14 protein-coding genes are annotated in these 15,675 nt (G+C 73.3%); all 14 read left to right on the forward strand.

Annotated features, from left to right (window positions below):
• Nucleotides 1-23 precede the first annotated feature (23 nt).
• The 14 genes from ACH5AR_RS15220 to ACH5AR_RS15285 all read left to right on the forward strand — a co-directional run bounded on the left by ACH5AR_RS15220 (nt 24) and on the right by ACH5AR_RS15285 (nt 15,471).
• Entirely contained in the window at nt 24-611 is a 588-nt protein-coding gene (locus ACH5AR_RS15220; RefSeq protein WP_396301848.1) for a TIGR02234 family membrane protein, read from the forward strand.
• Between the two features lie 136 nt (nt 612-747).
• Nucleotides 748-1,011, forward strand: a complete 264-nt coding sequence (locus tag ACH5AR_RS15225) for an HGxxPAAW family protein (RefSeq protein WP_396301849.1) — start codon at nt 748-750, stop codon at nt 1,009-1,011.
• A 101-nt stretch (nt 1,012-1,112) separates the two neighbouring features.
• On the forward strand, nt 1,113-1,562 hold the full coding sequence (locus tag ACH5AR_RS15230) for a DUF2752 domain-containing protein (RefSeq protein ID WP_396301850.1): 450 nt from the start codon (nt 1,113-1,115) through the stop codon (nt 1,560-1,562).
• Nucleotides 1,563-1,833: 271 nt separating this feature from the next.
• On the forward strand, nt 1,834-2,640 hold the full coding sequence (trpC, locus tag ACH5AR_RS15235; RefSeq protein ID WP_396301851.1) for an indole-3-glycerol phosphate synthase TrpC: 807 nt from the start codon (nt 1,834-1,836) through the stop codon (nt 2,638-2,640).
• Nucleotides 2,641-2,715: 75 nt separating this feature from the next.
• On the forward strand, nt 2,716-2,799 hold the full coding sequence (locus ACH5AR_RS15240; protein ID WP_396301965.1) for a hypothetical protein: 84 nt from the start codon (nt 2,716-2,718) through the stop codon (nt 2,797-2,799).
• Between the two features lie 67 nt (nt 2,800-2,866).
• Complete coding sequence (gene trpB / locus ACH5AR_RS15245; protein WP_396301852.1) at nt 2,867-4,129, forward strand: tryptophan synthase subunit beta; 1,263 nt, start codon at nt 2,867-2,869, stop codon at nt 4,127-4,129.
• Between the two features lie 2 nt (nt 4,130-4,131).
• Nucleotides 4,132-4,941 (forward strand): tryptophan synthase subunit alpha, encoded by an 810-nt coding sequence (gene trpA / locus ACH5AR_RS15250; protein WP_396301853.1) that lies wholly within the window; start codon nt 4,132-4,134, stop codon nt 4,939-4,941.
• A 256-nt stretch (nt 4,942-5,197) separates the two neighbouring features.
• A complete protein-coding gene (locus ACH5AR_RS15255) occupies nt 5,198-5,401 on the forward strand; it encodes a hypothetical protein (RefSeq protein WP_396301854.1) in 204 nt (67 codons plus the stop codon).
• Nucleotides 5,402-5,529: 128 nt separating this feature from the next.
• The gene (locus ACH5AR_RS15260; RefSeq protein WP_396301855.1) at nt 5,530-6,045 is read left to right on the forward strand and encodes a MauE/DoxX family redox-associated membrane protein; all 516 of its coding nucleotides are present in this window, start codon (nt 5,530-5,532) and stop codon (nt 6,043-6,045) included.
• A 51-nt stretch (nt 6,046-6,096) separates the two neighbouring features.
• Nucleotides 6,097-6,960 carry a DsbA family protein gene (locus ACH5AR_RS15265; protein ID WP_396301856.1) on the forward strand — a complete coding sequence of 288 codons (864 nt, stop codon included), beginning with the start codon at nt 6,097-6,099 and terminating at the stop codon, nt 6,958-6,960.
• 118 nt (nt 6,961-7,078) lie between these two features.
• Nucleotides 7,079-8,110, forward strand: coding sequence for a prolipoprotein diacylglyceryl transferase (gene lgt, locus ACH5AR_RS15270; protein ID WP_396301857.1), 1,032 nt, complete (start codon nt 7,079-7,081; stop codon nt 8,108-8,110).
• A gap of 147 nt (nt 8,111-8,257) precedes the next feature.
• The gene (locus ACH5AR_RS15275; RefSeq protein WP_396301858.1) at nt 8,258-8,995 is read left to right on the forward strand and encodes a VIT1/CCC1 transporter family protein; all 738 of its coding nucleotides are present in this window, start codon (nt 8,258-8,260) and stop codon (nt 8,993-8,995) included.
• Nucleotides 8,996-9,425: 430 nt separating this feature from the next.
• Nucleotides 9,426-14,018, forward strand: coding sequence for a glutamate synthase large subunit (gene gltB / locus ACH5AR_RS15280; RefSeq protein WP_396301966.1), 4,593 nt, complete (start codon nt 9,426-9,428; stop codon nt 14,016-14,018).
• Nucleotides 14,011-15,471 carry a glutamate synthase subunit beta gene (locus ACH5AR_RS15285; protein WP_396301859.1) on the forward strand — a complete coding sequence of 487 codons (1,461 nt, stop codon included), beginning with the start codon at nt 14,011-14,013 and terminating at the stop codon, nt 15,469-15,471. The genes gltB and ACH5AR_RS15285 overlap by 8 nt, the downstream gene beginning before the upstream one ends.
• Nucleotides 15,472-15,675: the final 204 nt, after the last annotated feature.

A 15,675-nucleotide genomic window follows, 5' to 3' on the forward strand; every position in this document is an offset into this window, starting at 1 on the left:
GTCGGCCGGGGGATAGTGGACGGGTGACCGCTGAGCAGACTCCCGCCCCCGCCACCCCCAGCCGCCGCACCCTCGGCGTGATGCTGCTGCTGACCGTGCTGAGCGCCGTGCTGGTGCTGACCGCGGCCGGGCGGACCTGGGCCGAGGGCCGGGCGGGCACCCTGGACGTGTCCGTCACCGGCGGCAGGATCTCCGAACTGCCCGGCGGGCTGGCCCTGGTGGGCCTCGCCGCGGCCGTCGCGGTGTTCGCGGTGCGCGGCGCCGGCCGGCTGGCGGTCGGCGCGCTGACCCTGCTGGCCGGGATCGGCGCGGCCGCCGCCTCGGCGGCCGGGGCGGGCGACACCGCGGCGCTGGACGCCGAGGCCGCCCGCAAGCTGGCGCTGAGCGGCTCGGCGGCCGCCGAGGTCTCGCACACCGCCTGGCCCTGGGTCGCGCTGGTCGGCGGGGTGCTGCTGGCCCTGGCGGGCCTGCTCACCCTGCGCTACGGCCGGGGCTGGCCGGCCATGGGCAGCCGCTACGAGGCGCCGACCCGCAGGGCCCCGGCCAGGACGGACACCCCGGGGGACCTGTGGAAGGCCCTGGACCGGGGCGAGGACCCGACCGCGGTGTGAGCCGCGGGCATGTGACGCGATAGACCCACCACCCGCTTTGGGCCGCCGGTGTGTGGCCCGGCACAATGGAACCCGTCAACCCGCCGGCGGCCCCGCAGGCCCGGCCGGGCCCCGAGAGCCAAGGAGCACCACGCAGATGGCAGCAGCAGCACACGGCCACACCCCCGCCGCCTGGACCGGCGTCATCATCTCCTTCGTCGGCTTCGGCGTCGCGGGCGTCGCGATGATCCTGCCGTCGGTGCTGCTCGTCTGGGTCGGCATCGCCGTCGTCCTGGCCGGCGGCGTGGTCGGCAAGGCCATGGCTGTCGCGGGCATGGGCAAGCAGCCCAGCACCAACGTGTACAAGTCGACCGAGGAGCAGCTCGCGGCCCGTGAGGCCCGCGCCGCCGTCGCCGCCTGACGACGGGTCGTCGCACCACACGTTTGTCGTACATCGGAACGGCGGGCGCGCCACGCCCGCCGTTTCGTCGTGTCCGGGCCCGGCCCGGGCAGAATCGGGGCGTGAACGCCGCCCCGACCGCTTCCACCACCTCCGCCCCGCCGCCCGTGCTGCGCCGGCTGAGCCCGCCGCTGACCGCGCTGGCGGCGGTGGCCGCCCCCGCCGCGTACGTCGCCGTGGTGGACCCGAACGCCCCCGGGCACTACCCCGAGTGCCCGTTCCTGACCGCCACCGGCTGGTGGTGCCCCGGCTGCGGGGGGCTGCGCTGCGTCCACGCGCTGGCCCACGGGGACCTCACCGGAGCCCTGCACGACAACGCGGTGGCGGTCCTGCTCTTCGGCGTGCTGTCGGTGCTGTGGCTGCGCTGGGCCTGGGCCGCGCTGACCGGCGGGCCGCCGCCGAGGGTCGCCGTGGGGGGCCGCCGGTGGGCGCTGATCGCCCTGCTGGTGCTGGTGTTCACGGTGGTGCGCAACTCGGCGGTCGGCGCCGGGCTGGCACCGCCGCTGGTCTGACCGCCGCCGCTGCCCGCCGGCCGCCGCCACCGGGCTCGGGGACCGTCCGAAACGGGCGCGAAGTCCGTCCGAAAACCGGTGCAGGCCCGGTGAAGCCGCAGTTGGGGACGGCCACAGGGGGCGTCCGGTCCGCGAGATGCGGCGCGAACCGGTGCGCCCCGCGCCCCCCGGTGCCGATACCATCGAAGGGCCGGTGGGCCGCCGCCCGCCGGCTGGCGCCGGCCAACCGGCGGAAAGCCGACCGACTGGCAGAAAAGATGGGGGCTCCTGAGTGAGTGTGCTCGACTCGATCATCGAAGGGGTCCGCGAGGACCTCGCCGAGCGGCAGGCCCGGGTCTCCCTCGACGAGCTCAAGGAGCTCGCCGCCAAGGCACCGGAGGCCAAGGACGGCGTCGCCGCCCTCCGCGGCGACGGGGTCCGGGTGATCTGCGAGGTGAAGCGCTCCAGCCCGTCCAAGGGCGCCCTGGCCTCGATCGCCGACCCGGCCGCCCTGGCGGCCGACTACGCGGCCGGCGGTGCCGCCGCGATCAGCGTGCTGACCGAGCAGCGCCGCTTCGGCGGGTCGCTGGCCGACCTGGACGCCGTCCGCGCCGCGGTGGACACCCCGCTGCTGCGCAAGGACTTCATCGTCACCGCCTACCAGCTGTGGGAGGCCCGCGCGCACGGCGCCGACCTCGCGCTGCTGATCGTCGCGGCCCTCGACCAGCCGGCCCTGGTGTCGCTGATCGAGCGCGCCGAGTCGATCGGCCTCACCCCGCTGGTGGAGGTGCACGACGAGGAGGAGATCAAGCGCGCGGTGGACGCCGGCGCCCGGATCATCGGCGTCAACGCCCGCAACCTCAAGACGCTCGAAGTGGACCGCAACACCTTCGAGAACGTCGCCCACGCGATCCCGGACGGCATCGTCAGGATCGCCGAATCCGGTGTACGCGGCCCGCTGGACGTGATCAACTACGCTAACCTCGGCGCCGACGCGGTGCTGGTCGGCGAGACCCTGGTGACCGGCAAGGACCCGCGCGCAGCGGTCGCCGACCTGGTCGCCGCCGGGGCCCACCCCGCCGTCCGGCACAAGGACTGACGCCACCCCGTGAAGATCGCCGCCCGACTCGCCCCCGGCTGCCGCCCGCGCGGCTGCCGCGCGCCCGCACGCCGGGTGCTGGGGCGTCGGGTGCGGTACGTGATCGGGTGCGAGCCCGGGCAGGTGCCCGGGCGGCGATGGCGCGTGACGTCCGGCTGACCGGCCCATCGGCCGGGGCGGCCGGGAAGACGTCACTGTCGTCCATCTCCGTTCAAGGGAAACCACCATGTCCGACAAGGACTACCTGCCCGGTGCCGGGGTGCCGGACGCCCGCGGCTACTTCGGCGCGTACGGCGGCCGCTTCATCCCCGAGGCGCTGGTCGCCGCGGTCGAGCAGGTCGCCGAGGAGTACGAGAAGGCCAAGGCCGACCCGGCCTTCGCCGCCGAGCTCGACGGGCTGCTCAAGGACTACACCGGGCGCCCGAGCCCGCTGACCGACGTGCACCGCTTCTCCGCCGAGGCGGGCGGCGCGCGCATCCTGCTCAAGCGCGAGGACCTCAACCACACCGGCTCGCACAAGATCAACAACGTGCTGGGCCAGGCGCTGCTCACCCGGCGGATGGGCAAGACCCGGATCATCGCCGAGACCGGCGCCGGCCAGCACGGCGTGGCCACCGCCACCGCCTGCGCGCTGTTCGGCTTCGACTGCACCATCTACATGGGCGAGGTCGACACCGAGCGCCAGGCGCTCAACGTGGCCCGGATGCGGATGCTCGGCGCCGAGGTGGTGGCCGTCAGGTCCGGGAGCCGGACGCTCAAGGACGCCATCAACGAGGCCTTCCGGGACTGGGTCGCCAACGTCGACTCCACCCACTACCTGTTCGGCACCGTGGCCGGCCCGCACCCGTTCCCGATGATGGTCCGGGACTTCCACCGGGTGATCGGCGTCGAGGCGCGCCGGCAGGTGCTCGACCGGACGGGCCGGCTGCCCGACGCGGTGGTGGCCTGCGTGGGCGGCGGCTCCAACGCGATGGGGATCTTCCACGAGTTCATCCCGGACGCCGGGGTGCGGCTGGTCGGCTGCGAGGCGGCGGGCGAGGGCGCCGAGACGCCCCGGCACGCGGCCACCCTCACCAAGGGGGACCCGGGCGTGCTGCACGGCTCCCGCACGTACGTCCTCCAGGACGAGGACGGCCAGACCATCGAGTCGCACTCGATCTCGGCGGGCCTGGACTACCCGGGCGTCGGCCCCGAGCACGCCTGGCTGAAGGACACCGGGCGGGCGGAGTACCGGCCGGTCACCGACGACGCCGCGATGCAGGCGCTGCGGCTGCTGTCCCGCACCGAGGGGATCATCCCGGCCATCGAGAGCGCCCACGCGCTCGCCGGGGCGCTGGAGCTGGGGCGCGAGCTCGAGCCGGAGGCGACCGTCCTGGTCTCGCTGTCGGGGCGCGGGGACAAGGACATGCACACCGCGGCCGAGTACTTCGGACTGTACGACGAGCAGGCCGGCGCCTCGGACGAGGGCTCCGCCGAGGGGGGTAAGTGACCATGGCTGCCAAGCTGAGCGACGTCCTGGCGGCGGCCCGGGCCGAGGACCGCGCCGCGCTGATCGGCTACCTGCCGGCCGGCTTCCCGACCGTCGAGGGCGGCATCCGGGCGATCGGCGCCCTGGTCGAGGGCGGCTGCGACGTGGTCGAGGTCGGGCTGCCGCACTCGGACCCGGTGCTGGACGGCGCCGTCATCCAGACCGCGGACGACATCGCGCTGCGCGGTGGCGTGCGGATCAAGGACGTGCTGCGGACGGTCCGGGAGGTCGCCTCGGCACACCCCGGGGCCGCGGTGCTCGTGATGACGTACTGGAACCCCGTCGACCGCTACGGCGTGGCGCGCTTCGCGGCCGACCTGGCGGCCGCGGGCGGGGCCGGCTGCATCCTGCCGGACCTGCCGGTGGAGGAGTCCGACCAGTGGCGCAAGGCGGCGGACGAGCACGGGCTGGACACCGTGTTCGTGGTCGCCCCCAGCAGCAGGGACGCGCGGCTCGCGGAGGTCACCGCGGCGGGCAGCGGGTTCGTCTACGCGGCAGCCGTGATGGGCGTGACCGGGACCAGGTCGGCCGTCGGGTCGATGGCCGAGGACCTGGTCGCCCGGACCAGGGCGACCACGGACCTGCCGGTCTGCGTCGGGCTCGGCGTCTCGGACCCGGACCAGGCGGCGGAGGTCGCCCGCTTCGCGGACGGCGTGATCGTCGGGTCGGCCTTCGTGAAGCGGATCCTGGCCGCCGACGGCGACGAGGCCGCGGCGCTGGACGCCGTGCGGGCCCTGGCCGGGGAGCTGGCCGAGGGCGTGCGCAGGCGCTGACGCGCGGCGGCGCCGGACGGCCGACGGCCCCCCACTCCTCCGGGAGCGGGGGGCCGTCGCTCGTCCGGCGGGGCGTGCGGGTGTGCTCCGCGCGCCCGCCGGACCGGAGCGGACCGTCTCCGCGCGCCCCGCCCGACGAGCGCGGGCCCGAACGGGTGAACAAGGGGTGGGGACACGCATCAGCGGGGGTCGGCGGACGTTGAGTGGGGGAGGAGTGCACGAACGGTTGCGGGCGCGAGCGGAGAGGGGTGAGCCGGTGCGGGGTCTCCAGCGGGCCGTCCTGCTGCGGGCGTTGGCGGCCGTGGTGGTGCTCGGCGGCGCGGTCGGGCTGCACGTCGAGGTGGGCCAGGCGCTGGCCAGGCGGGGGGCCGAGCGGGCGGAGCGGGAGGCGGTGGCCTGCGCGGCGGCGGCCCGGCACCCGGACCTGTTCGAGGCGGGGCGGGCGGCCGGCTGCCGGTGACGCACGGGTGTTCGTCACCTCCGGACGGAACGTCACTCATCCGGCGTCATTCCCGAATGCGGAGGAACCCCCCTTCGGCCGTCACGGTTCATCAGGGAGTGAACGAGTTTCCCGAGGGGGGTCCCCTGATGACCGCGCAGCCCGGCGGCTCCGCGCCCGAGCCCGCGCCGACGGCACGGCGGCCGGTGCCGGCCTGGAGCGAGTGGCTCGGCACGGTCGTCCGGCTCGGCCTCGCGGTGGTCTGGGGGTGGGCCGGGCTGGCGAAGATCGCCGACCCGGCGGAGGCCGCCCAGGCCGTCCGGGCCTACGAGATCCTGCCCGAGGGCCTGGTCAAGCCGATCGGCTACGGGCTGCCGTTCCTGGAGCTGGCACTGGCCCTGCTGCTCGTCCTGGGCCTCGGCGTCCGGCTGGTGGCCGGGGTCTCCGCCCTGCTGCTGCTGGTCTTCGTCGCCGGGATCGCCTCCGCCTGGGCGCGCGGCATCTCGATCGACTGCGGCTGCTTCGGCGGCGGCGGGCACGTCGACGAGTCCCGCACGGCGTACCTCCAGGAGATCCTGCGCGACACCGGGTTCCTGCTGCTGGCCGGGTGGCTGCTGTGGCGGCCCCGCACCCGGCTGTCGGTGGACGGCCTGCTGGCGAGCTGACCTACGTACCCCCGCACCCGACGAAGGCCCCCGACCGTGGATGTCAAGGCAATGAGCGAGAAGAACCGAGAAGGCAAGCGCACCGCCCGCGAGCGGATGCTGGAGCAGCGGCAGGCCGAGGAGGCCTCCTCCCGGCGCAGGAAGAAGCTGATCGTCGGCGGCTCCGTGCTCGCGGTGATCGCCGCCGCGGCGGTCGTCGGCGTCGTGGTGCAGAACCAGCGCTCCAAGCCGGAGACGCCCGTCGCCGCCCCGGCCGGGACGATCGGCGACAAGAACCTCGTCATCCCGGTCGGCTCCGGCAACGCGCCCTCCGTCCTCACCGTCTACGAGGACCCGCGCTGCCCCGCCTGCGGCACCTTCGAGCGGGAGTTCTCCTCGACCATCGACCAGCTGGAGGACGCCGGGAAGATCTTCACGAACTACCACATCGTGTCGTTCATCGACCGCGCCGTACCGGGCAAGGGCTCCAGGAACGGCGCCAACGCGCTGGGCTGCGCCCAGGACGCCGGGCACTTCCGGGACTTCCACGACGTGCTCTACCGCAACCAGCCGGACGAGACCAACGACGCCTTCGGCGACAAGAACGTGCTGCTCGGCCTGGCCAAGCAGGTCGACGGCCTGGACACGCCCGCGTTCCAGTCCTGCGTCAGGGACAGCCGCTTCGGCGGCTGGGTCTCCGCGGTGCAGCAGGACTTCGACAAGTCCAGCTTCAAGTCCACCCCCACGGTGCTGCTCAACGGCCAGCCGGTCTACCCGAAGAACGGCACCGAGGAGATCACCCCGGCCAACCTGGTGAAGTGGGTGGACGCCGCGAACCAGGGCAAGCAGCTGGGCACGGCCGGGTCGCACGGGCAGACCCCGGCGCCGACCAGCACCGCTTCGGAGGCCAACAACCCGTCGCCGACGGCCGGCTGAGCCCGCCCCGCCGCGCCGCCCCCGCCCCGTCCGGCAGGGGCGGCGCCGCCGTTGTTCGGTTTCTGTGACCCCAAGGGTGTCCGAGCGGGCCTTCGGACCCTGTAGCGTCGGGACTGCCATGGATATCGCCTACATTCCCAGCCCGTCGCGGGGCGTCCTGTACCTCGGACCGATCCCGCTGCGCGCCTACGCCTTCTGCATCATCCTCGGTGTCGTCGTCGCCGTCTGGCTCGGCAGCAAGCGCTGGGTCGCCCGGGGCGGTGCCAAGCACACCGTCGGCGACATCGCCGTGTGGGCCGTGCCGTTCGGCCTGGTCGGCGGCCGCCTGTACCACGTGATCACCGACGGCGGCCGACTGTACTTCGCCGAGGGGAAGAACCCCTGGGACGCCCTCAAGATCTGGGAGGGCGGCCTCGGCATCTGGGGCGCGGTCGCGCTGGGCGCGGTCGGCGCCTGGATCGGCGCCCGCCGCCGCGGCGTGCCGCTGCCCGCCTACGCGGACGCCATCGCGCCGGGCATCGCGCTCGCGCAGGCGCTGGGGCGCTGGGGCAACTACTTCAACCAGGAGCTCTACGGCCGCTCGACCACCCTGCCGTGGGGCCTGGAGATCGACAAGACGCTGGCCGACGGCGAGGTCGTCAAGGGCGTCTACCACCCGACCTTCCTGTACGAGTCGCTCTGGTGCGTCGGCGTCGCGCTGCTGGTCATCTGGGCGGACCGCCGGTTCGTGCTGGGCCACGGCCGGGCGTTCGCGCTGTACGTGGCCGCCTACACGGTGGGCCGGTTCTGGATCGAGTGGCTGCGGATCGACGACGCGCACGTCTACTTCGGCCTGCGGCTGAACGACTGGGTGTCCATCGCGGTGTTCCTGGCCGCGGTGGCGTACTTCGTGGTCGTCGGCCGGACGAGGCCCGGGCGGGAGGACCCGGCGGGCATCGACCCGGCCGCGCACGCGGAGGAGGAGGCCGGGCCCGGGGCGCAGGGCGACGGCAAGGCCGACGAGGGGACCGACGGGAAGGCCGCCTTCGGGAAGGCCGACAAGGCCGCGGACAAGGCCGAGCGGAACGCCGCCCGGCAGCCGCTCCTGCGCCGGCAGGCCGAGCCCGTGGACGGGAAGACGGCCGGCGAGGACGCCAAGAACCCGATCTGACCAGCGCTTCCCTCCACCGGGGCCACCCTTCGCAAGGACCGCGAGGGGTGGCCCCGGTGCTGTTCGGACAGCCTTACTTTGCTGGAAATGCCCAGGTCAGACGGGCTACCTTCAGGGCTGACGAACGACGACGGAGGGGAAGAGACGATGAGTGCGACCACCCTGGAGGCCGACGCCGGGCACCAGCCCCGGATCCCCGCGGCCGACCACCACCGGGACGTCAACGGCGGCTGGCTGCGGCCGGCCGTGTTCGGCGCGGTGGACGGCCTGGTGTCCAACTTCGCGCTGATGACCGGGGTGGTCGGCGGTGCCGCGTCCAACGGCACGGTCATCCTCACCGGCCTGGCGGGCCTGGCGGCCGGCGCCTGCTCGATGGCGGCGGGGGAGTACACCTCGGTGGCCTCCCAGCGGGAGCTGGTGCAGGCCGAGATCGAGGTCGAGCGGCTGGAGCTGCGCCGCAACCCGCACGGGGAGCTGGCCGAGCTGGCCCAGCTGTACGTCTCGCGCGGGGTGGAGCCGGAGCTGGCCCACGAGGTGGCCCGGCAGCTGTCCGCGGACCCGGAGCTGGCGCTGGAGGTGCACGCCCGCGAGGAGCTGGGCGTCGACCCGACCGACCTGCCCTCGCCGCTGGTGGCGGCCGGATCGTCCTTCCTGTGCTTCGCGCTCGGCGCGCTGCTGCCGCTGCTGCCGTACCTGCTGGGGGCGACCACGCTGCTGCCCGCGCTGCTGCTGGCGGGCGCCGGGCTGTTCCTGTGCGGCGCGGTGGTGGCCCGGGTGACGGCGCGCAGCTGGTGGTTCAGCGGGTTGCGGCAGCTGGTGCTGGGCGGTGCCGCCGCCGGCGTGACCTACCTGCTCGGATGGCTGATCGGCGGGCAGGTGGGCTGACCGCGCGGGTGACTCGTAACATTGCATGACTATGCTGGCAGATGGGTGACGTTCCGCACATCGTCGCCGGAGGCCGCCTGGCCTAGTCTCACCATCCGGGCCCCCGCGCCGCGGATTCGCATCTGCGGGCGGGCTCCCGGGATGGATTCGCAGGCGTCCATGATCGGCCTCTGTGGCGGCCCGGTTTCGCCCCTGTTTCGGGCCGCGGACCGTTGGGCACAATCGTCGGGGCGTGCACTGTGGCGCGCCCTCTCACACACCCCCTGACCTGCGCGTCGTCCCGCCATGTGGACGGGATATTCCGCTTCTCGGGATCACGGGCATCATGTAACTTGCACGACACCGCACCATCGCATCAGGGCCAACGTCGTCCCTCCTTGCACCAACTTGCCGAAAGACGACGACGGGAGAGCCGATGCTGTCTGCATCCATGCACTCCGCCAACGAGCCCCAGGCCGGCGCCCCCCGCCCGCCGTACGGGCTCGTGCCGGATGCGCGACCTGCTGCTCAGGGCCTGTACGACCCGCGAAACGAGCACGACGCCTGTGGCGTCGGTTTCGTCGCCACGCTGACGGGCATCGCCGACCACACCATCGTCGAGCAGGCACTCAACGTCCTGCGCAACCTGGAGCACCGCGGCGCCACCGGCGCCGAGCCGGACTCCGGTGACGGCGCGGGCATCCTCACCCAGATCCCGGACGCCTTCCTGCGCGGGAAGGTCGGCTTCGACCTGCCCGCCGCCGGGTCCTACGCCGTCGGCATCGCCTTCCTGCCCGAGGAGGACGCCGCCGCGGTGGCGCAGATCGAGGCCATCGCGGCCGAGGAGGACCTCACCGTCCTCGGCTGGCGCGACGTCCCGGTCACCCCCGACCTGCTCGGCGCCACCGCCCGCAGCGTGATGCCGCGCTTCCGGCAGCTCTTCCTGAGCCGGGACGGACTGGCCGGCATCGAGCTGGACCGGATCGCCTTCGTGGTCCGCAAGCGGGCCGAGCGCGAGGCCGGGGTCTACTTCCCGTCGCTGTCCGCGCGCACCATCGTCTACAAGGGCATGCTGACCACCGGCCAGCTGGAGCCGTTCTTCCCCGACCTGTCGGACCGCTCCTACGCGTCCGCGATCGGCCTGGTGCACTCGCGGTTCTCCACCAACACCTTCCCGAGCTGGCCGCTCGCCCACCCGTACCGCTTCGTCGCCCACAACGGCGAGATCAACACGGTCAAGGGCAACCGCAACTGGATGCGGGCCCGGGAGTCCCAGCTCGCCACCGACCTGATCCCGGCGAACCGGAACGGGCAGGGCCTGAGCCGGATCTTCCCGATCTGCACCCCGGACCACTCCGACTCCGCCTCCTTCGACGAGGTCCTGGAACTGCTCCACCTCGGCGGCCGCTCGCTGCCGCACTCGGTGCTGATGATGATCCCGGAGGCCTGGGAGAACCACGCCACCATGAGCCCGGCCCGGCGCGCGTTCTACCAGTACCACTCCAACCTGATGGAGCCCTGGGACGGACCGGCCTGCGTCACCTTCACCGACGGCACCCAGATCGGCGCCGTGCTCGACCGCAACGGCCTGCGCCCCGCCCGCTACTGGATCACCGAGGACGGCCTGGTCGTCCTCTCCTCCGAGGTCGGCGTGCTCGACATCGACCAGGAGAAGGTCACCCGCAAGGGCCGCCTCCAGCCCGGCCGGATGTTCCTGGTGGACACCGCCCAGGGCCGGATCGTCGAGGACGAGGAGATCAAGTCCGCCCTCGCCGCCGAGCACCCGTACGAGGAGTGGGTGGCCGGCGGGCAGATCCAGCTCGCCAAGCTGCCCGAGCGCGAGCACATCGCCCACACCCACGCCTCCGTCACCCGCCGCCAGCAGACCTTCGGCTACACCGAGGAGGAGCTGCGGGTCGTCCTCGCGCCGATGGCCCGCACCGGCGCCGAGGCGCTCGGCTCGATGGGCACCGACTCGCCGATCGCCGCGCTGAGCGAGAAGCCCCGCCTGCTGTTCGACTACTTCGTGCAGCTCTTCGCCCAGGTCACCAACCCGCCGCTGGACGCCATCCGCGAGGAGCTCGTCACCTCGCTGCTGTCCAACCTCGGCCCGGAGGGCAACCTGCTGGCCGCCGAGGCCGCCTCCTGCCGCTCCGTCGGCATCACCTTCCCGGTGATCGACAACGACGAGCTGGCCAAGCTCGTCCACATCAACGCCGACGGCGACCAGCCCGGGCTGAAGGCCGTCACCCTCTCCGGCCTCTACAAGGTCGCCTCCGGCGGCGAGGGCCTGGCCGCCCGCCTCGCCGAGATCGCCGCCGAGGCCGACGCGGCCATCGCCGACGGCGCCCGGATCATCGTGCTCTCCGACCGGCACTCGGACGCCGAGCACGCCCCGATCCCCTCGCTGCTGCTCACCTCCTCCGTGCACCACCACCTGATCCGCACCAAGCAGCGCACCCAGGTGTCGCTGCTGGTCGAGGCCGGCGACGTCCGCGAGGTGCACCACGTCGCGCTGCTGATCGGCTACGGCGCCGGCGCCGTCAACCCGTACCTGGCGATGGAGTCGGTCGAGGACCTCGTCGCCCAGGGCGTCTTCATCGAGGGCGTCGAGCCCGAGAAGGCGATCAGGAACCTGATCAGGGCGCTCGGCAAGGGCGTGCTCAAGGTCATGTCCAAGATGGGCATCTCGACCGTCGCCTCCTACCGCGGCGCCCAGGTCTTCGAGGCCATCGGCCTCTCCCGGGACCTCGTCGACGCCTACTTCGCCGGCACCACCACCAAGCTCGGCGGCATCGGCCTGGAGGAGATCGCCCGCGAGACCGCCGCCCGGCACGCCAAGGCCTACCCGGCCTCCGGCATCCCGGCCGCGCACCGCGCACTGGAGATCGGCGGCGAGTACCAGTGGCGCCGCGAGGGCGAGCCCCACCTGTTCGACCCGGACACCGTCTTCCGCCTCCAGCACTCCACCCGCAACCGCCGGTACGACATCTTCCGGCAGTACACCGACCGGGTGAACGAGCAGTCCGAGCGGCTGATGACGCTGCGCGGCCTGTTCCGGCTGGACGGCCTCGGCCGCGAGCCGATCCCGGTCGAGGAGGTCGAGCCGGTCTCCGCGATCGTCAGGCGCTTCTCCACCGGCGCCATGTCCTACGGCTCGATCTCGCGCGAGGCGCACGAGACCCTCGCGATCGCGATGAACCGCCTCGGCGGCAAGTCCAACACCGGCGAGGGCGGCGAGGACCCGGACCGCCTGTACGACCCGGAGCGCCGCTCGGCGATCAAGCAGGTCGCCTCCGGCCGGTTCGGCGTCACCTCCGAGTACCTCGTCAACGCGGACGACATCCAGATCAAGATGGCCCAGGGCGCCAAGCCCGGCGAGGGCGGCCAGCTGCCCGGCCACAAGGTCTACCCGTGGGTCGCCAGGACCCGGCACTCCACCCCGGGCGTCGGCCTGATCTCCCCGCCGCCGCACCACGACATCTACTCGATCGAGGACCTCGCCCAGCTCATCCACGACCTCAAGAACGCCAACCCGGCCGCCCGCATCCACGTGAAGCTGGTCTCCGAGGTCGGCGTCGGCACGGTCGCGGCCGGCGTGTCCAAGGCGCACGCCGACGTCGTCCTGGTCTCCGGGCACGACGGCGGCACCGGCGCCTCGCCGCTCACCTCGCTCAAGCACGCGGGCGGCCCCTGGGAGCTCGGCCTCGCCGAGACCCAGCAGACCCTGCTGCTCAACGGGCTGCGCGACCGCATCGTCGTCCAGACCGACGGCCAGCTGAAGACCGGCCGCGACGTGGTCATCGCCGCGCTGCTCGGCGCCGAGGAGTTCGGCTTCGCGACCGCCCCGCTGGTCGTCTCCGGCTGCATCATGATGCGCGTCTGCCACCTGGACACCTGCCCCGTCGGCGTCGCCACCCAGAACCCGGTGCTGCGCGAGCGGTTCTCCGGCAAGCCCGAGTTCGTCGTCAACTTCTTCGAGTTCATCGCCGAGGAGGTCCGGGAGATCCTGGCCTCGCTGGGCTTCCGCTCGATCGAGGAGGCCGTCGGCCGCGCCGAGCACATCGACGCCCGGGCCGCGATCGACCACTGGAAGGCCGCCGGGCTGGACCTCGCCCCGCTGTTCCACGTGCCGGAGCTGCCCGAGGGCGCCGCCCGGCACTGCACCACCACCCAGGACCACGCGCTGGACAAGGCCCTGGACAACCAGCTGATCGCGCTGGCCGAGGACGCGCTGGAGCGCGGCGAGACCGTCCGCCTCCAGCTGCCGATCCGCAACGTCAACCGCACCGTCGGCACCATGCTCGGCCACGAGGTGACCAAGCGGTACCGCGGCGAGGGCCTGCCGGAGGGGACCATCGACGTCACCTTCACCGGCTCCGCCGGGCAGTCCTTCGGCGCGTTCCTGCCGCGCGGCGTGACCCTGCGGCTGGAGGGCGACGCCAACGACTACGTCGGCAAGGGCCTGTCCGGCGGCGTGGTGGTCGTGCGCCCCGCCCGCGAGGCGGCCGCCATCGGCAACGACGCCCAGAACCACGTCATCGCCGGCAACACCATCGGCTACGGCGCCACCTCCGGCCGCGTCCACCTGCGCGGGAAGGCGGGCGAGCGCTTCGCCGTCCGCAACTCCGGGGCCACCCTGGTCGTCGAGGGCGTGGGCGACCACGGCCTGGAGTACATGACCGGCGGCCGGGTCGTCATCCTCGGCGAGACCGGGCGCAACCTCGCGGCCGGCATGTCCGGCGGCATCGCGTACGTCCTGGACCTGCGCCCCGCCAACGTCAACGACGGCATGGTGGGCATCGAGGCCCCCGGCGCCGCCGACCGCGACTGGCTGCGCGAGACCGTGCAGCAGCACTACGAGGAGACCGGCTCCACCGTCGCCGCCGAACTCCTGGTGGACTGGGGCAGCGGGGTCTCCCGCTTCTCCAAGATCATGCCGACCGACTACAAGGCCGTGCTCGCCGCCAGGGACGCCGCCGAGCGCGCCGGCCTCTCCGAGGCCGAGACCACCGCGAAGATGATGGAGGCGGCTAATGGCTGACCCCAAGGGCTTCCTGACCACGCCCAAGCAGCTGGCGGAGCGCCGCCCGGTCGACGTCCGGATCAAGGACTGGAACGAGGTCTACGTCGAGCGCAGCCTCCTGCCGATCATCAGCAAGCAGGCCGGCCGCTGCATGGACTGCGGCATCCCGTTCTGCCACAACGGCTGCCCGCTCGGGAACCTCATCCCCGAGTGGAACGACCTGGCCTACCGGGACGACTTCGTCGGCGCGATCGAGCGGCTGCACGCCACCAACAACTTCCCGGAGTTCACCGGGCGGCTGTGCCCGGCCCCCTGCGAGTCCGCGTGCGTGCTCGGCATCAACCAGGACGCGGTGACCATCAAGAACGTCGAGGTCACCATCATCGACAAGGCCTGGGACCGCGGCGGGGTCACCCCCCAGGTGCCCGAGCGGCTGTCCGGCAAGACCGTCGCCGTGATCGGCTCCGGCCCGGCCGGCCTCGCCGCCGCCCAGCAGCTCACCCGGGCCGGGCACACCGTCGTGGTGTACGAGCGGGCCGACCGGATCGGCGGACTGCTGCGCTACGGCATCCCCGAGTTCAAGATGGAGAAGCGCCACATCAACCGCCGCATCGAGCAGATGCGGGCGGAGGGCACCCGGTTCCGCACCGGCGTGCACGTCGGCGAGGACATCACCGGGCAGCAGCTGCGCGAGCGCTTCGACGCCGTGGTCGTCGCGGCGGGCGCCACCACCGCCCGCGACCTGCCGGTGCCCGGGCGCGAGCTCAAGGGCGTCCACCAGGCCATGGAGTACCTGCCGCTGGCCAACAAGGTGCAGGAGGGCGACTTCGTGGAGTCACCGATCAGCGCCAGGGGCAAGCACGTCGTCGTGATCGGCGGCGGCGACACCGGCGCCGACTGCGTCGGCACCGCGCACCGGCAGGGGGCGGCCTCCGTCACCCAGCTGGAGATCATGCCGCGGCCGGGCGAGGACCGGCCCGGCCACCAGCCCTGGCCGACCATGCCGATGACCTACAAGGTCACCTCCGCGCACGAGGAGGGCGGCGAGCGGATCTACTCCGTCAGCACCACCCACTTCAGCGGCGACGAGGACGGCAACGTCCAGGAGCTGCACCTCGTGGAGGTCGAGTTCCGGGACGGCCGCTTCGAGCCCGTCCCCGGCACCGAGCGGGCCATCCCCGCGCAGCTCGTCACCCTGGCCATGGGCTTCACCGGCACGGACGTGCGCAACGGGCTCGTCGAGCAGCTGGGAGCGGACCTCGACGCGCGCGGTAACATTGCCCGCGATGGCCGGTTCGCCACCAATGTCGATGGCGTGTACGTCTGCGGAGACGCCGGCCGTGGCCAGTCGCTGATCGTCTGGGCCATCGCGGAGGGCCGCTCGGCCGCAGCCGCGGTGGACAGGTACCTGGGCGGCAAGACCCCGCTTCCCGCCCCGATCCGGCCCACCGACCGCCCCCTGGTGGTCTGACGGACGGACGGTCCGACCGGCCCCCACCGAACGCCCGGCGCCGCATCGCCGGGAGCTCAACCCGCTGCCCCCGCCAGTGTCGCCGGGCCAACGCGGTCTCCTGGCGCCTGCCCTCTTCCCCGACCAGTTGGAGGGCGGGCGCCGTCGCGTGCCCGCCCGCGGAGGGCACCGCAAGTCCCCGGCGAACGGCCGGAGTTGTGCGGT

This window comes from Kitasatospora sp. NPDC018619 (assembly GCF_044391605.1).
Taxonomy (GTDB): domain Bacteria; phylum Actinomycetota; class Actinomycetes; order Streptomycetales; family Streptomycetaceae; genus Kitasatospora.